The 18233-nt window shown below is 72.2% G+C and carries 15 protein-coding genes; 3 read left to right on the top strand and 12 right to left on the bottom strand.

Features of this window, described 5'->3' with window-relative positions:
• A partial coding sequence (locus tag ACFY2L_RS36200; protein ID WP_390824457.1) for a hypothetical protein occupies positions 1 to 225 on the top strand: 225 nt, incomplete at its 5' end.
• A 199-nt stretch (positions 226 to 424) separates the two neighbouring features.
• Here ACFY2L_RS36200 and ACFY2L_RS36195 read toward each other — a convergent pair.
• Complete coding sequence (locus ACFY2L_RS36195) at positions 425 to 1432, bottom strand: stage II sporulation protein M (protein ID WP_390824456.1); 1008 nt, start codon at positions 1430 to 1432, stop codon at positions 425 to 427.
• 128 nt (positions 1433 to 1560) lie between these two features.
• Here ACFY2L_RS36195 and ACFY2L_RS36190 point away from each other — a divergent pair, with 128 nt between their 5' ends.
• Positions 1561 to 2556: an RDD family protein gene (locus tag ACFY2L_RS36190; RefSeq protein WP_390824455.1), complete on the top strand. Its 996-nt coding sequence runs from the start codon at positions 1561 to 1563 to the stop codon at positions 2554 to 2556.
• A 15-nt stretch (positions 2557 to 2571) separates the two neighbouring features.
• Here the strand turns inward: ACFY2L_RS36190 and ACFY2L_RS36185 are convergent, their stop codons facing one another.
• The 8 genes from ACFY2L_RS36185 to ACFY2L_RS36150 all read right to left on the bottom strand — a co-directional run bounded on the left by ACFY2L_RS36185 (position 2572) and on the right by ACFY2L_RS36150 (position 11148).
• Positions 2572 to 3186, bottom strand: a complete 615-nt coding sequence (locus ACFY2L_RS36185) for a hypothetical protein (RefSeq protein WP_390659000.1) — start codon at positions 3184 to 3186, stop codon at positions 2572 to 2574.
• Positions 3187 to 3339: 153 nt separating this feature from the next.
• Complete coding sequence (ahcY, locus tag ACFY2L_RS36180; protein WP_390824454.1) at positions 3340 to 4797, bottom strand: adenosylhomocysteinase; 1458 nt, start codon at positions 4795 to 4797, stop codon at positions 3340 to 3342.
• Positions 4798 to 5121: 324 nt separating this feature from the next.
• Positions 5122 to 6102: a cation diffusion facilitator family transporter gene (locus tag ACFY2L_RS36175; protein ID WP_390659002.1), complete on the bottom strand. Its 981-nt coding sequence runs from the start codon at positions 6100 to 6102 to the stop codon at positions 5122 to 5124.
• 122 nt (positions 6103 to 6224) lie between these two features.
• The gene (gene manA, locus ACFY2L_RS36170) at positions 6225 to 7376 is read right to left on the bottom strand and encodes a mannose-6-phosphate isomerase, class I (RefSeq protein WP_390824453.1); all 1152 of its coding nucleotides are present in this window, start codon (positions 7374 to 7376) and stop codon (positions 6225 to 6227) included.
• Positions 7377 to 7465: 89 nt separating this feature from the next.
• Positions 7466 to 8599: an SIS domain-containing protein gene (locus tag ACFY2L_RS36165; protein ID WP_390659004.1), complete on the bottom strand. Its 1134-nt coding sequence runs from the start codon at positions 8597 to 8599 to the stop codon at positions 7466 to 7468.
• 172 nt (positions 8600 to 8771) lie between these two features.
• Positions 8772 to 8954: a Trm112 family protein gene (locus ACFY2L_RS36160; protein ID WP_390659005.1), complete on the bottom strand. Its 183-nt coding sequence runs from the start codon at positions 8952 to 8954 to the stop codon at positions 8772 to 8774.
• Positions 8955 to 9118: 164 nt separating this feature from the next.
• The gene (locus ACFY2L_RS36155) at positions 9119 to 10483 is read right to left on the bottom strand and encodes a phosphomannomutase/phosphoglucomutase (RefSeq protein WP_390824452.1); all 1365 of its coding nucleotides are present in this window, start codon (positions 10481 to 10483) and stop codon (positions 9119 to 9121) included.
• Between the two features lie 242 nt (positions 10484 to 10725).
• Positions 10726 to 11148, bottom strand: coding sequence for a DUF3499 domain-containing protein (locus ACFY2L_RS36150; protein ID WP_053760356.1), 423 nt, complete (start codon positions 11146 to 11148; stop codon positions 10726 to 10728).
• A gap of 284 nt (positions 11149 to 11432) precedes the next feature.
• Here ACFY2L_RS36150 and ACFY2L_RS36145 point away from each other — a divergent pair, with 284 nt between their 5' ends.
• On the top strand, positions 11433 to 11882 hold the full coding sequence (locus ACFY2L_RS36145) for a metallopeptidase family protein (RefSeq protein WP_390659479.1): 450 nt from the start codon (positions 11433 to 11435) through the stop codon (positions 11880 to 11882).
• 31 nt (positions 11883 to 11913) lie between these two features.
• On the opposite strand, the gene ACFY2L_RS36140 is transcribed toward ACFY2L_RS36145, so the two are convergent.
• The 3 genes from ACFY2L_RS36140 to ACFY2L_RS36130 form a co-directional block, all read right to left on the bottom strand.
• Positions 11914 to 13440: a DUF5719 family protein gene (locus tag ACFY2L_RS36140; protein WP_390824451.1), complete on the bottom strand. Its 1527-nt coding sequence runs from the start codon at positions 13438 to 13440 to the stop codon at positions 11914 to 11916.
• Entirely contained in the window at positions 13437 to 17135 is a 3699-nt protein-coding gene (locus ACFY2L_RS36135; protein ID WP_390824450.1) for a glycosyltransferase, read from the bottom strand. Before ACFY2L_RS36135 ends, ACFY2L_RS36140 begins: the two co-directional genes overlap by 4 nt.
• A 176-nt stretch (positions 17136 to 17311) precedes the next feature.
• On the bottom strand, positions 17312 to 17575 hold the full coding sequence (locus ACFY2L_RS36130; protein WP_030792866.1) for a WhiB family transcriptional regulator: 264 nt from the start codon (positions 17573 to 17575) through the stop codon (positions 17312 to 17314).
• Positions 17576 to 18233: the final 658 nt, after the last annotated feature.

Raw genomic sequence — 18233 nt, 5'->3', positions numbered from 1 at the left:
CTGGCGTTGATTTTTGGCACGCTGTTGAGTTCTCAAGGAACGGACGCTTCCTTTGTACTCACCCTCTCGGGCTTTCCTCCGGGCGCTTCCCTTCGGTCTTGCGTTTCCGACTCTATCAGATCTTTTCTCGACCCGATTTCCTCGGTGCTTTCCAGGTTCCCGCTTTTGTTTCGCGGCTTCCTTTCCGGCGGTTCCGACTTTATCAGAAGTTCCGGGCCGCTCTGAACGGCCACTCGTTTTCCGATTCATCGGGAGGGGGCTTCTGCGGAATCAGCATTCCGAGTCGCCGATAGGTTCTCACCGTCACCGACCGGGTAGCACCCAGTTCCAGGCAACTGTTCGAATCTACCTCCCCGCGCAGTCCGTGTCAACGGCTCTTGCGGGGCGAAGAGGACAGTAGCAGCTCAGCGGGGTCGTTCGCACATCAGGCGGCTGTCGGCACGCTGGCGCTGCGTTCGGCGGCCTCGACGTCGCCCGTGTCGCCGGCGCGGACGGCCCTGGCGCCGAGTACCTGCACGTACACGAGGAAGGCCAGTTCGGCCGCGACGCCGATGGTGATGCGGGCCCAGGTGGGCAGGCCCGAGGGGGTGACGAAGCCTTCGATGGCGCCCGAGACGAACAGGACCAGGGCGAGGCCGATGGCCATGGCGATCGCGGCTCTGCCTTCCTCGGCGAGGGCCGTGCGCCGGGAGCGCGGGCCGGGATCGATGACGGTCCAGCCGAGGCGGAGTCCCGTGCCGGCGGCGACGAAGACCGCGGTCAGTTCGAGCAGACCGTGCGGGAGGACCAGGCCCAGGAAGGTGTCGAGCCTGCCCGCCGAGGACATGAGGCCGGCGCCGATGCCGAGGTTGAGCATGTTCTGGAAGAGGATCCAGAGCACCGGGAGACCGAGGAAGACACCGAGAACCAGGCACATCGCGGCGGCCTGGGCGTTGTTCGTCCACACCTGGGCGGCGAACGCGGCGGCCGGATGGCTGGAGTAGTAGGTCTCGTACTGGCCGCCGGGGCGGGTGAGCTCGCGCAGTTCGTCGGGGGCCGCTATGGACGCCTGAACGTCCGGGTGGGTGCCGATCCACCAGCCCAGGAGGGTGGCGACGACGGTGGAGAGAAGTGCGGTGGGGATCCACCAGTGGCGGGCGCGGTAGACGGCGGCGGGAAAGCCGGCGGTGAGGAAGCGGGTGACGTCTCGCCATGAGGCGCGGCGGGTTCCGGTGACGGCGCTGCGCGCGCGTGCCACGAGTGGGGTGAGCCGGCCGATGAGCTGGGGGTCAGGGGCGCTGGACTGGATCAGGGAGAGATGTGTGGCGGTGCGCTGGTAGAGGGTGACGAGTTCGTCCGCCTCGGCTCCGGTGAGGGTGCGACGGCGGCGCAGGAGGGCGTCGAGGCGGTCCCATTCGGCTCGGTGGGCGGAGACGAAGACGTCGAGGTCCATCGGTGTGCCTGCTCCTCGGCTGTTCGTCGGCTGCCGGTGGTGGATTCAGCTTGTCGTACTGCGGCGCGATGTGCCCTCAGCTTGGCAGACTGGCTGTTCCAGGGGCAGGCGGGGAAGGGGCGGCGGGCGTGAGTGAGCAGCTGGTGACGGGTGAGGCGGTGGCCTTGGAGCTGCAGCCCGCGAGGCTGCCCAGCAGGGCGCTGGCCACGTTGCTGGACCTGCTTCTGGTCCTGGTCGTCTATGTGGTCGTGAGTGTCGCGCGGCTGCTCGCTACCGCTTCCCTGGACGAGGCGGCGCGGACGGCGGTGTCGATCGCGGCGTTCCTGCTGGTTCTGGTGGGTGGCCCGATCGCGGTGGAGACGCTCAGCCGGGGGCGGTCGCTGGGGAAGATGGCGTGCGGGTTGCGTGTGGTGCGGGACGACGGTGGGCCGATCCGGTTCCGGCATGCGCTGGTGCGGGGTGCGCTGGGGGTGGTGGAGATCCTGCTGACGTTCGGGGTGGTGGCGTGTGTCGCCTCGCTCGTGTCGGCGCGGGGGCGTCGGCTCGGTGACGTCTTCGCCGGGACTCTGGTCGTGCGGGAACGGGTTCCGGTGGCGCGGGGTGGTTTCCTGCCTCCTCCGCCGCCGTGGCTGGCGGGGCTGTTCCAGGAGCTTGATCTGTCGGCGGTGCCGGACGGGCTGTGGTTGGCGGTCCGCCAGTACCTGGGGCGGATGCATCAGCTGGATCCGCAGGTGGGCTGGGAGTTGGCTGGGCGGCTGGCGGGCGATCTGGCGGAGCGGACGGGTGTCGCGGTGCCGCCGGGGGTCGCGCCGGCCGCGTATCTGGCGGCGGTGGTGCAGGAGCGGCAGGTGCGGGAGGCGCGGCGGGCCTTCGGGGGTGGTGCTGTGGCGGGCGGCCCGGGCGGGGGTGGGGCTGCGGCGGTCGGTGGGGCGGTCGCCGGGGCGGCGGGGGTCTTCGCGCCGCCGGCGCCGTCCGGGGCCCCCTCGGCGTACGGGCCTGCGGTGCCGTCCGGTCCCGCGGCTGTGTCCGGTGCCTCGACGGCGGGTGAGCCGTCGGTGGCGGTGGAGGGGGCGGAGGAGGTTCGGGAGAAGGGCCGGGGCACCGGGTTCGTGCCGCCTGTGTAGGGGGTGGGGTCGCGTTCAGGTGAACGTCGACGGGGGTGATTCGAGGTCCTCGAGTTCGATGCCGGGGGCGGCGAGGACGACGTCGCCGGCGATGTGCACGGCGTGCTGTTCGCCCGTGTCCAGGGCTGTGACCTGGTATTCGTCCACGGTCAGGGGGGCGTTGTCAGTGGCGTGTGTTTCTCTGTTCACCAGGGCCCAGGACTGGTCGACGGTGCGTGGGGCGAGGACGGGGTCGGTGAAGGCGACGAGGCGTACGCGGGTGGCCGCGGAGGAGGGGGTGAGGCGCAGGAGGCGAGTGGTGGCGACGAGGAACGCGGGGGAAGTGCCGGTGAAGGCGTGGGCGGGGGTGTTGCCTTCGGTGGCGTGGGTGCCGGTGGGGTCGGTGCGGACCCAGGTGACGCCGTCCAGGGCCGCGCCGCGGACCTGCCAGCTGCTCGCGTGGAGTTCGAGCCGGATGGGCCGGCCGAGGTCGTCGAGGGTGAGGTCGACGGATCCGGTGTGGTCGCCGGTGGGGGTGGTGAGCTGGGAGACGTAGCGCCAGCCGGAGGGGCCGGGGGCGCAGTGGAAGTGTTCGTGTGCGAGGGGGGTGTGGTCGTGCGGATCGTGGAGCGAATATCGGCCGCGGGGCATGGGGGTCCTGGGGTGTGACGGGCTGGTCGGGGCGCCGCGGCGGTCCGGCCGGGGGGCCGAAGGGGCAGGCCCCCGACACGGGGGTGCGGGGGCCTGTCTCCGAGGTGCTGCTGCGTGCTGGGGCGGCTGCGGGCTCAGGGGCTCGCGGTCGGCTCAGTAGCGGTAGTGGTCCGGCTTGTACGGGCCGTCGACCTCGACGCCGATGTAGGCGGCCTGCTCCGGGCGGAGCGTCGTCAGCTTGACGCCGAGCGAGTCCAGGTGGAGGCGGGCGACCTTCTCGTCCAGGTGCTTGGGCAGCGTGTAGACGCCGATCGGGTACTCGTCGGGCTTGGTGAACAGCTCGATCTGGGCCAGGGTCTGGTCCGCGAAGGAGTTGGACATCACGAACGACGGGTGGCCGGTGGCGTTGCCGAGGTTCAGCAGGCGGCCCTCGGACAGGATGATGATCACCTTGCCGTCGGGGAAGGTCCAGGTGTGGACCTGCGGCTTGACCTCGTCCTTGACGATGCCGGGGATCTTGGCGAGGCCGGCCATGTCGATCTCGTTGTCGAAGTGGCCGATGTTGCCGACGATGGCCTGGTGCTTCATCTTGGCCATGTCGGAGGCCATGATGATGTCCTTGTTGCCGGTCGTGGTGATGAAGATGTCGGCCTTGTCGATGACCTCGTCGAGGGTCGTGACCTGGTAGCCGTCCATCGCGGCCTGGAGGGCGCAGATGGGGTCGATCTCGGTGACGATGACGCGGGCGCCCTGGCCGCGCAGGGATTCGGCGCAGCCCTTGCCGACGTCACCGTAGCCGCAGACGACGGCGGTCTTGCCGCCGATGAGGACGTCGGTGGCGCGGTTGATGCCGTCGATGAGGGAGTGGCGGCAGCCGTACTTGTTGTCGAACTTCGACTTGGTGACGGCGTCGTTGACGTTGATCGCCGGGAAGAGGAGGGCGCCGTCGCGCTGCATCTCGTACAGGCGGTGGACGCCGGTGGTGGTCTCCTCGGTGACGCCGCGGATCTCCGAGGCGAGCTGGGTCCACTTCTGGGAGCCCTCGGTGATGGTGCGGTTGAGGAGTTCGAGGATGACGCGGTGTTCCTCGTTCTCGGCGGTGTCGACGGAAGGGACCTCGCCGGCCTTCTCGTACTCGACGCCCTTGTGGACGAGGAGGGTGGCGTCACCGCCGTCGTCGAGGATCATGTTGGGGCCGCCGGTGGGGCTGTCCGGCCAGGTGAGGGCCTGCTCGGTGCACCACCAGTACTCCTCCAGGGTCTCGCCCTTCCAGGCGAAGACCGGGACGCCCTGGGGGTTGTCCACGGTGCCGTGGGGGCCGACGGCGATGGCGGCGGCCGCGTGGTCCTGGGTGGAGAAGATGTTGCAGGACGCCCAGCGGACCTGGGCGCCGAGGGCGACCAGGGTCTCGATGAGGACGGCGGTCTGCACGGTCATGTGCAGGGAGCCGGTGACGCGGGCGCCGGCGAGGGGCTGGGCCTCGGCGTACTCCTTGCGGATGGACATGAGGCCGGGCATCTCGTGCTCGGCGAGGGTGATCTCCTTGCGGCCGAACTCGGCCAGGGAGAGGTCGGCGACCTTGAAGTCCTGTCGGTTGTCGACAGTCGTCATGGTGTGCTGCTCCTCGGGGGTTGGGTCGAGGTGTGGGTACGGCTGGTCTGCGCGGCGGCGGACACAGGGGTGCCCGTCAGGGGACACAGGCATGCCCGCGTGCGCGCAGCGCAGTCCGTCGGAGGCCCTCTCTCCCTCGGTCGGTCCGCAGGGGACCGCCCGACCGCCATCAGCAGCGACGTCTGGCTCCGTTCCAAGCTACACCGGAGGCGGCGGGCTGCCCCAGTCCGTCTGCGAACAGTTCGCGCCGATCACGGACGGTGAGGGGGAAGGCGGAAGGGCCCGCCGGTGGTGCGGCGGGCCCTGTCGGCGGTGCGGGGCGGGTCAGTGGTCGGCGGGTTGCGGGGCGGGGCCGCCGGGGGTGGCCTCGGGGTCGGGGCCCTTGGCGGCCTCGGTCTCGTTGTAGATGTCGGGCTCGAGGTAGATGACGCGGGCGATGGGGACGGCTTCGCGGATGCGGGCCTCGGCGGCGTTGATGGCGGTGGCGATCTCGGCGGCGGTGTCGTCGTGCTGGACGGCGATCTTGGCGGCGACGAGGAGTTCCTCGGGGCCGAGGTGGAGGGTGCGCATGTGGATGATGCCGGTGACGGTGTCGCCGTCGACGATGGCGGTCTCGATCTTCTTGACCTCTTCGAGGCCGGCGGACTCGCCGAGGAGGAGGGACTTGGTCTCGGCGGCGAGGACGAGGGCGATGAGGACGAGGAGGACACCGATGAGGACGGTGCCGATGCCGTCCCAGACGCCGTTGCCGGTGAGGATGGCGAGGCCGACGCCGCCGAGGGCGAGGATCAGGCCGATGAGGGCGCCGAAGTCCTCGAGCAGGACGACGGGGAGTTCGGGTGCCTTGGCGCGGCGGACGAACTGCGACCAGGAGAGGGTGCCGCGCAGTTCGTTGGACTCCTTGATGGCGGTGCGGAAGGAGAAGCCCTCGGCGATGATCGCGAAGAAGAGGACGCCGACCGGCCAGTACCAGTGCTCCAGCTCGTGCGGGTGCTTGATCTTCTCGTAGCCCTCGTAGATGGCGAACATGCCGCCGACCGAGAAGAGGACGATGGAGACGAGGAAGGCGTAGATGTAGCGCTCGCGGCCGTAGCCGAAGGGGTGCTGGGGGGTGGCTTCGCGCTGGGCCTTCTTGCCGCCGACGAGGAGGAGTGCCTGGTTGCCGGAGTCGGCGAGGGAGTGCACGCCTTCTGCGAGCATCGATGACGAGCCGCTGAACGCGAATGCCACGAACTTCGATGCCGCGATGGCGAGGTTGGCGCCGAGTGCCGCCACGATCGCCCTGGTGCCGCCTGACGCGCTCATGTGTTCGCGTTGTCCCTTCGCCTTCGTACGTGTGGGTCGCCGTCCAGGCTTTTGCCCGACCTTTGCCGGTGCATTCTTGCAGCCCGCTCCGGCGGCGGCTCGTCAGGTGTCCACAAGCGCGGTCAGACCATCACAGTGGCGCGGAAGACCGTGCCGGTGCCGGACAGTTCGGCCTTGTCGCCGGCCGGGACGAAGACCGACCGGCCGGGTGCCAGTTCGTGCTCCCCGGCCTGGACCGTCCCCGCCGTGCAGAGCAGGATCTGCGGGGTCCGGCTGGTCAGGTCGTGGACGGTGCCGCCCTCCGGGAGGACGTATCGGGACAGGCGGAACTCGTCGATGGGGGTCTCGTAGACCTCTTCGCCGTCGGGCGAGGCCTCCGGGCGCAGGATGCCCGGGTCGCCGGGTTCGAAGCGGACGACGCGCAGGAGTTCGGGGACGTCGACGTGCTTGGGGGTGAGGCCGCAGCGCAGGACGTTGTCGGAGTTGGCCATGATCTCGACGCCGAGGCCGCTGAGGTAGGCGTGCGGGATGCCGGCGCCGAGGAAGAGTGCCTCGCCGGGCTGGAGCCGGACGTGGTTGAGGAGCATGGCGGCGATGACGCCGGGGTCGCCGGGGTAGTGGTGGGCGATGCCGGCGTAGGGGGTGTAGTCGCCGCCGAGGCGGTCGCAGGCGGCTGCCGCGGCCGTGACGGTGTGGGTCATGTCCTCGGGGTCGGCGGTGAGGACCGCGGTGAGGACCTCGCGCAGGGCCGCTTCCTCGGGGTGGGCGTGCAGGAGGTCGACGTACGGCTTGAGGGAGTCGACGCCGAGGCCGTCGAGGAGGGCGGCGGCCCGGAGGGGCTGCCGGAAGCCGCACAGGCCGTCGAACTCGGTGAGGGCGCAGATGAGTTCGGGCTTGTGGTTGGCGTCCTTGTAGTTGCGGTGCGGGGCGTCGACGGGGATGCCGCGGCGTTCTTCGTCCTCGTAGCCCTTCCTGGCCTGGGCGAGGTCGGGGTGGACCTGGAGGGAGAGGGGGGCGCCGGCGGCGAGGAGCTTGAGGAGGAAGGGGAGGCGGGGGCCGAACCTGGCCACGGTGCGTTCGCCCAGTTCACGCTGCGGATCGGCGTCGATCACGGCGGCGAGTGTGCCGCGCTCGGTGCGTGAGGGTGCGCCCGGGTGGGCGCCCATCCACATCTCCGCCTGGGGTTCGCCGGTCGGCTCGGTGCCGAGCAGGTGCGGGATGGCGGTGGGGGAACCCCAGGCGTAGGGGCGGATGGTGTTGTCGAGGCGGTCCATCGGGTTCTCTGCCTGTCTGTCCGGCCGGATGGCTGGCTTGTCGTCGGGCGGTGGCGCGGGCCCGGGCGTCGCGCGCGTGTGGGCCTACCTCAGGCCTGTGAGGCGAGCGCCAGGTAAACGGCGGCGAAATCCGTGATGGCGATCAGTTCGGCGAGGGTGACGAGTTCGTCGCCGTCGTCCGGTTCGAGTTCGCTGATCGGCGTGTCGTGGCTGAGGGCCAGGTCGCGGGCGGCCGGGGCGGCGGTGAGGCCGCCGATCGGGCGGTCGCGCAGGAGCACTACGCGCGCGTGCAGTGCGGGGGGCTCCTCGACGCGGTCGCGGAAGAAGTCGTCCGGGTCGGCGCTCGCGGCGAGGGGGCCGGCGAGGAGGGTGCTGTGTTCGGCGAGGGCTTCGGGGAGTTCGGCGACCAGGGCGGGGCGGCCGGCGAGTTCGGCGAGGGCGGCGGCGAAACGGCGGCCCGCGGGGCCGGCGGAGGTGCCTTCGGTCCAGATCACCGGGAGGGCGTCGGCGAGTTCGGCGGCCAGGGTCTTCGCCGGGTTGCTGTAGGTGGCGATGGCCGGGCCGCAGCGTTCGGCGACGCGGTCGAGGCGGTCGGCGACCTTTTCGAGCGCGTCGGCCGGGGCGGAGAGCAGGGCGACGCGGTCGAGGAGGGCGAGCAGGGGGGTGAACAGGGCCCACAGGACGCCGGGGGCGGACGCGGCGACGGGCGGCTGCTCGTCGTGTTCGTACGGGGCGGTCGCCATCGGTACGAAGAGGCCGTGCGCGGCGTCGGTGGCCTCGGCGAGGGGCGTGCGGGCGGGGGCCACGGCGGCGACGGTGCAGCCTCGGCGGTAGGCCTGCTCGGCGAGGAGGCTGAGGCCGGGTTCGGTGCCGTCGGGGGTGGCGATGAGGAGGAGGTCCACGGAGCCGGTCCAGCCGGGGAGTTCCCAGCGCAGGGCGCCCGCGGCGGGGGCGACGCCGGTGGGGGCGAGGCGGATGACCGGGCAGGCGGCGCCGGCGAGGGTGCCGAGGAGGTCGGCGACGCAGGTGGCGGCGGCTCCGGGTCCCGCGATGAGGATGGCGCGGGGGCGGCCGTCCGGTTTGAGGTCGTTGACGCCGGCTTCGGCGGCGTGGCGGGCGGCGGTGCGGACGCGGGCGCCGGCCTCGGCCGCGCCGCGCAGGAGGGCACGGCTGTCGGCCTCGGCGAGGGCCTCCGGCGTGTCGAGCAGCGAGTCGTCGAGCATGGCGGGGGTCTCCGATCGCCGGGGGGTCGTCGGGGGGTGGAGGGGTGAGGGCAGGGCCGGGTCCGGCGGCCGGTGTCCGGTGGCTCGGGGCTTGCGGCGCCTGGCGCCGGTTCCCGGGCCTGGTGCGGCTGAGGCCTTCCCGTCCTGCCGCTCCCCGGTCGCGCGGGCGCGGTTACGCGGGGCGGCGGGCCTCGTCGACGAGGAGGACGGGGATGCCGTCACGGACCGGGTACGCCAGACCGCAGTCCTGGCCCGTGCAGATCAGCTCGGAGTCCTGCTCCTTGTCCTGCTCCTTGAGGGGAGCGTGGCAGGCCGGGCAGGCGAGGATCTCCAGGAGGCCGGCTTCGAGCGGCATGGGGTGTCCCTTCGGGTGGTCTGTGGGGTGGGTGGATGTGCCTGGTCAGCGTACCGCTGGTGGGGGTGGGGCGGCGGGCGGTGCGGTGGGGTGCGGGCGGGGGGAGTCGCTCCCCGCCGCCCTTGCCCGATGCCGTCTCCGGGGGCTTCGGTCCGCCGGAGGGTTCACGCTCGGATGATGGCCAGCGCCTCGTCCCTGATCTTGGCCATCGTGGGTTCGTCGCGGGCTTCGGCGTTGAGGCGGAGGAGGGGTTCGGTGTTGGAGGGGCGGACGTTGAACCACCAGTCGGCGGAGGAGACGGTGAGGCCGTCGAGTTCGTCGAGGGTGACGTCGGGGCGGTGGGCGTAGGCCGCCTTGATCGCGGCGATGCGGTCCGCCTGGTCGGTGACCGTGGAGTTGATCTCGCCGGAGCCGGTGTAGCGGTCGTACACGGAGACGAGGGAGGAGAGGGGGGTCTCCTGGCCGCCGAGGGCCGCCAGGACGTGCAGGGCGGCCAGCATGCCGGTGTCGGCGTACCAGAAGTCCTTGAAGTAGTAGTGGGCGGAGTGTTCGCCGCCGAAGATCGCGCCGGAGCGGGCCATCTCCGCCTTGATGAAGGAGTGGCCGACGCGGGTGCGGACGGGGGTGCCGCCGTTCTCCCTCACCACTTCGGCGACGGTCCGGGAGGTGATCAGGTTGTGGATGATCGTGCCCTCGCCGCCGTTCCGCGCCAGTTCGCGGGCGGCGACCAGGGCCGTGATCGCGGACGGGGAGACCGGAAAGCCCTGTTCGTCGACCACGAAGCAGCGGTCGGCGTCGCCGTCGAAGGCGAGGCCGAGGTCGGCCGACTCCTCGCGGACGCGCTGCTGGAGGTCCACGATGTTCGCGGGGTCGAGGGGGTTGGCCTCGTGGTGGGGGAAGGTGCCGTCCAGTTCGAAGTACATCGGGACGACGGTCAGCGGCAGGCCGTCGAACACCGTGGGGACGGTGTGGCCGCCCATGCCGTTGCCCGCGTCGACCACGACCTTCAGGGGGCGGATGGGGGTCAGGTCGACGAGTGCGCGCAGGTGCGCCGCGTAGTCCTTCAACGTGTCGGTCCGGGTGAGGGTTCCCGGCACGGCTGCGGGCTCGGGGCCGCCTGACTCCGACCAGCGCTCCACCAGGGCGCGGATCTCGGCCAGGCCCGTGTCCTGGCCGACCGGGGCGGCGCCGGCGCGGCACAGCTTGATGCCGTTGTACTGCGCCGGGTTGTGCGAGGCGGTGAACATCGCGCCGGGCAGGTTCAGGGCGCCCGACGCGTAGTAGAGCTGGTCCGTGGAGCACAGGCCGATCTGGGTGACGTGCACGCCGAGGGCCGCCGCCCCGCGCCCGAAGGCGCCGCTCAGGCCGGGTGAGGAGGGGCGCATGTCGTGGCCGACGACGATCGCCTCGGCACCGGTCACCTGGGCGAAGGCCGCTCCGAACAGTTCGGCGAGGGACTCGTCCCACTGGTCCGGGACCACCCCGCGTACGTCGTACGCCTTCACGATCTGCGACAGATCAGCAGCCACGGGCCAACCTTCCTCAAAGTCCTGTTCAGTCGCCACAAACTACCCGGAACGGTTCACCGCCTGCTGTGAGTCGGCCCGGTGGCCCCGCAGAAGCAGCCTTGCGCGCTAACCGGGGACGGTCCGAGACGGGGTCTCGGCGGCCTCGGGGGCGGATTCCGGGTCACGGGAACAGGGCGCTCGGCGGGAGCGGGCAGCGGGGGCTCCTCGCGGCGGAGGGCGCCTCTCGCGCGGGAGGTGCGGGCTCAGTTGTCCGGCGAGCGCAGGACCCGCAGGTGGCCGCGGCGGGCGACTTCCATGGGGTCCGCGGCGCGTCCGCCGCCACCGGCCTGCGCCGCGCGTTCCTGCGGGCGGGCCGCCTCGCGGACGGCGTTGGCGAGCGCTTCCAGATCGTCGCCGCTGGGCCGTGCCGGAGCCGAACCGTCCAGGAGCCGGACGACCTCCCAGCCGCGCGGGGCGGTGAGGCGCTCGGAGTGTTCGGCGCACAGGTCGTAGCAGTGGGGTTCGGCGTAGGTGGCGAGCGGGCCGAGGACCGCGGTCGAATCGGCGTAGACGTACGTCAGCGTCGCGACGGCGGGTCGGCCGCAGGCGGTTCGCGAACAGCGACGTACAGGGCTCACGACGTTGGACGGTACCGCACTCTTGAGCGGGCCGCGACGACTCTCCACCAGGTCACTCCACCGTGTCGTGTTGTGAAACGCCCCACGGGCCTCTCCAGTCATACCTCGCTGACCTGCACGAACACCAGTCATTCGCGGCAAGAAGACGGAGCCTCCTGGTCACCGGCCGGTACAAACAGGAGCAATTGCCATGAGTTCACCGGTCTCGGAGAGATACGGAATCGAGCCCAACCTTGGCTGGAATGGTCATCCTGCGACATGGGGGGCGGGGCGGCCGGGATGCCGCGTGGGGTCGGACGGCCGGTCGCGGCGGGGTCTACGCTTCGGTGGTGATGGACAGCCCCGTACCGCCCCGTGCCGCAGGCCCCGGGCCCCGCCGCCGCGACCGCCACGGCCGGGGCATGCGAGGACCGATCGCGCCTCCGCAGGTGCCGTTGGCCGCGAGCCGCGCCGAGGTGTTCGCCGATCTCGTGCAGGACTCCGTGGAACGGCTGGAGCGGCGCTGGCCGCAGCTCGCCGAGATCGACTTCATGGTGCTCGAGGTGCCGCGCCCGGCCGCGGCCGGTGAGCCGTGGAACGACGAGGCGGTGCCCCTCGGCGGGACGGTTCCCGCGCGCGAGGGACGGCGGGCGCGGGTGGTCGTCTACCGGCGGCCGGTGGAGATCCGCACCAAGGGGCGCGACGAACGGGCCGCGCTGGTGCACGAGGTCGTCGTGGAGCAGGTGGCGGACCTGCTGGGGCTGACCCCGGAGACGGTGGATCCGCGCTACGGCGAGGACTGACCACCGTCTCCCCCGGGTGACCCTCACGGGGCTACTTCTGCAGGACCGCCACGTCCTCGTCCGCCTCCGGGACCTCGACCGTGCCCCGGTCGTCCGGCAGGGTCTGGACGGTGAAGCCCGGGACGTCCTCCTTGCCCGCCGTCAGGGTGCGGGCGGCGTACACCGGGGTGTCCGTGAGGGGTTCCACCGTCAGGGCGAAGGTGCCCTTCAGGCCTGCCGGGACGGGGAGTTCGACCTCCTGGGTCGTACCGGACCTGATCGTGTACGTCCTGGACGCGGCCGTTCCTCCCTCGCTGCCCGCGGACGCGGTGACCTTGACCTTGGCGGTGCCCTTGGGCGCGGTCAGGGAGAGGGTGGAGCCCTTGGCGGAGTTGTCGGCGGCGGACGCGCGCGTGCCGACCGGCGCGGACGCCGGGATGAACGCCGACTCCTGGCCGTCGCCCTTGCCGCGCAGGACCCGTACGGCCGCGACGACCGGCACCGACTGGTCCGTCGGCGTCAGGACCAGCGAGCCCGCCTCGCCGCGGGTGACGTCGCCGAGGTCGACGGCGGTCGTCATGCCGCCCTTGACGTGCAGCGTCTCGTGTCCGGCCGGGGTGATCAGGCCGGTCGGGGAGGCGAGTTGGACCTTCAGGTCGGCGTCGGCGTCGCCGGGGGCGTAGGCGATCAGGCGGACGGCCGTGGCGTCCTTGGGGATGCCGGGGACGACCAGGCCGGGCGCCGGGTCGGTGGAGGCGGGCAGCCAGTCGCCGCCGAGCTTGTCGTCCAGGGCCTGCACCGAGGCGCCGGCCCGGCCGCTGCGGATGTTGACGTGGACGGTGAGGTCCTCCTGCTTCTCGTCGGTGAGCGTGGACAGCAGGATCGGCTCGCTGGAGTGCGGCGGGACCGTGATGCCCTCGCCCACCGTGGTCTGCAGGGCGCCGTCCTTGCCGTAGAGCTCGATGTCGGCGACGGCGGCGGAGTCGTCCGGGTTGGTGAGATGGACGTAGTCGGTGCGGTCGGCGGCGGTGCTGACGCCCGGGAACCAGAACTCCGTGTCCGCCGGGGTGCAGGTGACGCCCTGCAGGCCGCGGCCGCTGCCCGCGGCGACCTTGGTGGTCTCCTGGACCGTCCAGCCGGGCGCGAACTTCCCCTCGGCGGTGCCCACCAGCGCGGGTGACTCGCCGCCGGAGGCGTCCCCGGTGACGGGGGTGCCGGGCGTCTTCGGGCTCACGACGGGCTTCTCGGTCTTGCCGGTCTTGCCGGTCTTGCCGGTCTTCTTCTCGTCCTTGGCACTCGCGTCGGCATCCGCCGACTCCTCGGTCGCGGCGACGAGTTCGGCCGTGCCGTCACTGCCCGTGCCCTTGGTGACGGGCGTGAAGGACGTGTACGTCGTCTCGGCGATGTCGGAGGAGCTGGGCGGCGGGCAGAGCAGGCTCGCGCGCTCCACGGGCAGCACGGCGGCCGCCTTGGCCGTGTCGTCGGTGCCGGAGGCCGCGGGCTCGGTGAGCGTGGCGAACCCGGTGACGGCGGCGAGCGCGGCCGTGCCGGCGATCAGGGACAGGGTGGTGCGGTTCACTGCTGGCTCCCGTCGGGACGCTCGCTGCCGGTGCCGTGGGGGTTCTGCTGCGCCGGGTCGTAGGCGGGGTCGTAGCCCTGGTCGCCGTAGCCCTGGTCATAGCCGTACGTCTGCTCGTACGGCGTCTGCCCGCCCTGGCCGTCGTAGGTGTAGGGGTCGTACTGGCCGGCCTGGTAGGGGTCGTAGGACTGCTGGTCGTAGCCGCCGGCGGGGTACTGCTGAGCGCCCTGGTACTGCTCGCCGGGGTAACCGCCGTACTCGGCGCCCTGGTAGCCGGACTGGTCCCATGCGCCGTAGGGCTGCTGCTGCGGGACCGCGACCGGGGGCTGCGCCGCGGCCTCCTCCTGCGGAGGTGACGGGGCGTCGTCGTCCTGGGGCGCGGTTTCCTCCGCCTCCTCGGCCTGGGCGCGCAGACGGCGGGCGCGGCGGCCCTCGCCGTCGACGGCCTGAGCGGGGACCGGCTGCTCCTCGGGGAGGTCGTCGTCGACGTCCCGGCGGCGGCCGGGCAGGGCGAGGACGACGAGGACGAGGGCGAGGAAGCCCTGCGTCCACAGCCAGACTGTGTGGGTGAAGGGATCGTCGTAGGTGACGTCCAGCTTCCCGCCGGAGGAGGGCAGTTCGAAGCCCTGGGCCCAGCCGTCGACGGTGGTGCGGGTGAGCGGCCTGCCGTCCAGGGTGGCGGTCCAGCCGTCGGCGGCGCTGTCGGCCAGGCGCAGGATCCGGCCGCCGGAGCCGGCCGGGATCGTGGTGTGGATGTCGACCGGACCCGCGGCGACCGGGGTGGTGGTGCCCTTGCCGGACTCGGTGACGATCGCCGCGCGGGAGACCTCCTGGTCGACCCGCCACAGGGCGCCGCCGTTCTGCTGGCTGAGCCGCTTCAGGCCGGGTGTGGCGTCCAGGACGCGGGTGACCTCGCGGGGCGCGCCCTTGTGGACGAGGACGTAGCCCACGGCGAACTTGCCGAGCTGGTCGGCCTGGTCGGCGCCGGAGCCGGCGACGAGGTTGGCGACGACCTTGTCGAGCTGCTTGTTCTCGCCGTCGGCCGTGGCCAGTTCGGCGTCGCCGAGGCGGGCGCCGGAGCCGCGGACCAGCATGTAGCCGACGTGGGCGGCGGAGTCGCTGTCGAGGACGAGGGTGCGGGCCTGGTCGCGGTTGCCGGCCTCCTCGGCGACGAACGCGGGCACCTGGACGGGGTCGCGGCGCTCCAGGGGGCCGTCGGCGCCGCCGATCATCCAGCCGGCGGCGAGCAGCAGGGGGCCCGCGGCGGAGGCGAAGGCGATGAGGGCGGCGACCGGCTGGCGCCAGCCGAAGTTCTGCTCGGCGACACGCGTGCGTGCGCCGTCGGCGCCGATGACGGCGGCGGCCAGGAGCGCGAGGCCGTAGACGAGGGTGGCGGGTCCGGCCCAGGTGGAGCCGTTGGACAGGACCGCGAAGACGAGGGCCACCAGGGCGACCGCCCAGGCCGTCCAGATGCCGAACTGACGCTCTCCGCGCAGCAGGGCGGCGAGCGCGGCCAGGACGATGCCGATGAGCATCAGCCCGTCGACGGTGCCGGGCCCGCCGGGGCTGGCGGCGAGCAGGTCGAGCGCGGAGGCGGTGGACGGGCCGAAGTCCAGTCCGGCCTGGGTGAAGAAGCCGAACGGGAGCAGGGACAGCGACCAGGGCGCGAGGACCAGCAGGGGCGTGCCGAGCTGGGCCAGGAAGCGCAGGCCGTAGGCGGTGATGTCGGTGCGGCGCACGGCCAGGACGGCGAGGCCGAGGACGAGCGCGAGGGGCCAGACGATCGGCGTGAACGCCGTGGTGATCGTCAGCAGCAGGGCGTACGCCCAGGTGGCACGCCAGCTGCCGCGGGCGCCCGAGGTGTGGGTCAGGCCGCTCGCGGCGGCGCCCGCGCGGGCGATGAGCGGCAGCAGGACGGCCAGGACGGCGGTGCCGACGCGGCCGCCGGCGAGGGCGCCGGTGGCGGCGGGCAGGAAGGCGTAGACGACGGCGGCCCACGCGCGCAGGAGGCGGGACTCGACGAGGGGGCGGGAGGCGAAGTAGGCGGTGAGCCCGGCCAGTGGCACCGAGCAGACGAGCAGCACGGTCAGGGCGAGGCCGGTCGAGCCGAACAGCAGGGTGGCGAAGGCCGCGACGATCGCGAGGTAGGGCGGGGCGGACGGGGTGCCGCCCGCGCCGACCGGATGCCAGGCGTCGAGGTAGCGCGACCACAGCTCGGAGGCGTCGGCCGGGGCGGGCAGCAGGGCGCCGCCCGCGAGCGCGCCGCCGCCGAGGAGGTTGCGGCAGGCGACGAGGGAGACGAGCAGCAGGACGAGGAAGAGGACCGGGCCGGGCTTGCGGGCGATGCGCTTGAGCCGGGCGAACTGCTCGATCTCCAGGAAGTCGGCGTCGTCGCCGCCGGGCCCGGACTCCATTCCGCCGCCGTGCCGTCCGGCGCCGCCGGGGGTCTCGGTGTCGGAGGCGCCGAAGAGGTTGCCGGCGACCTGTTCGACGGTGGCCCGCACGGTCGCGCCGGGCGGCGGGAACAGCGGCCTGAGCTCGCCCCTGTCGACCCGCGGTGCGCCGCGCCTGCGCCGCCCGGCGACGATCCGCTCGGGCCGCAGCAGGGTGCCCAGCAGGCCGCGGATCTCGTCGACGGCCTGGCCGGGGACCTTGCCGACGAGGTAGGCGAGCGTGCGCAGCAGGGTGCCGAGGACCAGGCGCAGCAGGACCCAGGGCAGCAGGGCCGTAGGGCTGTTGACGAGGAGGGTGTAGACCGCGCCGGCCTTGTCGACCTTGTGCGGGGAGGCCGTGGTGCGGCCCGCGCAGTCGACGGCGCGGCGCTCGCGGGAGGCGGCCTCGGCGTGCCGTACGACGGCGTCGGGGGCGATGAGGACGCGGTGGCCGGCGGCGGTGGCGCGCCAGCACAGGTCGACGTCGTCGCGCATGAGGGGGAGCCGGCGGTCGAAGCCGCCGAGTTCCTCGAAGACGTCGCGGCGGACGAGCATGCCGGCGGTGGACACGGACAGCACGGGCCGGACGTGGTCGTGCTGTCCCTGGTCCTGCTCGCGGCGGTCCAGGCCGGTCCAGCGGCGGCCGGAGGGGGCGATGGTGACGCCGACCTCGAGGAGCTGGCGGCGGTCGTACCAGCCGCGCAGCTTGGGGCCGACGACGGCGACGTCGTCGCGGCCCAGTTCGAGTTCGTTGTCCACGACGCGCAGCAGTTCGGCCAGGGCGTCGGGTTCGGGGGCGCAGTCGTCGTGCAGCAGCCACAGCCACTGGACGGGCTCTCCGTGCGGCAGCTCCGGCATGTCGTAGGTGTCGTCGCGCCACGTGCGCGTGACGGGGTCCCAGCCGCTCGGCCGCTTCAGGTAGGGCAGTTCCTCGGGGGTGAGGACGGGGGCGGTGCGGTTGGCCTCCTCGACGGCCTGGCCGAAACCGGTGCGCCGGGCGAGGTGCAGCACGCGGTCGTCGCCGAGGGCCTCGGTGACCAGGTGCGCGGAGTCGTCCGAGCTGCCGGTGTCGGCGGCCATGACGAACTGGACGGGGCGCTCCTGGCCGAGCAGCCCGGCGAGCGCGTCGGGCAGCCAGCGGGCACCGTCGTGGGAGACGAGGACCGCGGTGACGACATGACGCGGGAACTCGGGCGGGCGGGACGGGTCAAACCCGGCAGTGGCAGCGTCGTGGTGGGCTGCCGTGTGGCTGTGCACGGACATCGAGGTACGGGCCCCGGTTCGATGGACTGTGGTGGACGCCTGCGCCGCGTGGGGGCGGCGGGGTGTCTCGGACGAGCGACCACACTATCGGCTGGGCACGACGGCGGCCCGCCGCCTGTGGACAACCCACCTGCGACGGGCCGTTGGGAGCCTCGTCCGCCCGCGAGGGGCGATCTTCAGACGGCGGCCTTCTTCAGCCTGCGGCGCTCCCGCTCGGACAGGCCGCCCCAGATGCCGAAGCGCTCGTCGTTGGCGAGGGCGTACTCGAGGCATTCGGAGCGGACCTCGCAGGCGAGACAGACCTTCTTGGCCTCGCGGGTCGAGCCGCCCTTCTCGGGGAAGAAGGACTCGGGGTCGGTCTGGGCGCACAGTGCGCGCTCCTGCCAGCCGAGTTCCTCGCCCGCGTCGTCGACCAGCAGTTGCTGCACCAGCTCGGTCATGTGCGCCCCTCGCTCTGTCTTTTCGCGTCCCCGTGTACGTGGCCGTAAACCGATGTCGGCGGCATGGCCCATTACCGATGTCGGCTGAACGACACGAGTGAAATTACAAGTGTGCTGCTCCGGGCGAGTCAAGCCGAGATCTGCTATTGGGCCCCTTATTCACTCTGCGGAACCAAGGCCGTGCGGTAAGTGTTCAAATCGCCATAAACCTTGACAAGCAGATGAAGCCCCGGAGGGCCTCGGGCCCCGCGCAGCGCTTGTACGAAGAAGGACGCCCAGACGTTCGATCCCGTTGCGACACGTGCGCGGAAGCGAACTGGATCACAGTCGGATCACGGGATCACAACGGCTTACGCGCCCGGCTTGTGCGCCTTGTGTCCCGGAGTCCGCGTGCACAAACCTTTCACCTCGCAGATGCACCGGTTGAGGTGAACCACGTCCCACATATCGGGCGTCGAGTTGACACTGACAGGTGTGAACCGATGTCCTAGTGGGCATGCTCGCGAACTCGGCACTCACCTCGACCCGCTCGGCCGGGTCCCACGGTGCTGCCCGCGCTCGCTGTAGCTGTTGTTGCTGTTCCAGCTGTTGAGCCCAACGCGCTCCGGCTGCCCCTCCTGAGTCCACCGCGACTCGGCTGCCGTTTCCCTCCGCCCGC

Origin of the sequence: Streptomyces sp. NPDC001381 (assembly GCF_042895685.1) — a bacterium.
GTDB lineage: Bacteria > Actinomycetota > Actinomycetes > Streptomycetales > Streptomycetaceae > Streptomyces.
The sequence above is the reverse complement of the archived record's forward strand: the minus strand, read 5'-3'. Positions and strand labels throughout refer to the sequence as shown.

Coding starts and splice junctions, on each gene's coding strand:
- ACFY2L_RS36195 (WP_390824456.1), bottom strand. CDS start 1,432: ATGGACCTCGACGTCTTCGTCTCCGCCCACCGAGCCGAATGGGACCGC.
- ACFY2L_RS36185 (WP_390659000.1), bottom strand. CDS start 3,186: ATGCCCCGCGGCCGATATTCGCTCCACGATCCGCACGACCACACCCCC.
- ahcY (WP_390824454.1), bottom strand. CDS start 4,797: ATGACGACTGTCGACAACCGACAGGACTTCAAGGTCGCCGACCTCTCC.
- ACFY2L_RS36175 (WP_390659002.1), bottom strand. CDS start 6,102: ATGAGCGCGTCAGGCGGCACCAGGGCGATCGTGGCGGCACTCGGCGCC.
- manA (WP_390824453.1), bottom strand. CDS start 7,376: ATGGACCGCCTCGACAACACCATCCGCCCCTACGCCTGGGGTTCCCCC.
- ACFY2L_RS36165 (WP_390659004.1), bottom strand. CDS start 8,599: ATGCTCGACGACTCGCTGCTCGACACGCCGGAGGCCCTCGCCGAGGCC.
- ACFY2L_RS36160 (WP_390659005.1), bottom strand. CDS start 8,954: ATGCCGCTCGAAGCCGGCCTCCTGGAGATCCTCGCCTGCCCGGCCTGC.
- ACFY2L_RS36145 (WP_390659479.1), top strand. CDS start 11,433: ATGGACAGCCCCGTACCGCCCCGTGCCGCAGGCCCCGGGCCCCGCCGC.
- ACFY2L_RS36135 (WP_390824450.1), bottom strand. CDS start 17,135: ATGTCCGTGCACAGCCACACGGCAGCCCACCACGACGCTGCCACTGCC.
- ACFY2L_RS36130 (WP_030792866.1), bottom strand. CDS start 17,575: ATGACCGAGCTGGTGCAGCAACTGCTGGTCGACGACGCGGGCGAGGAA.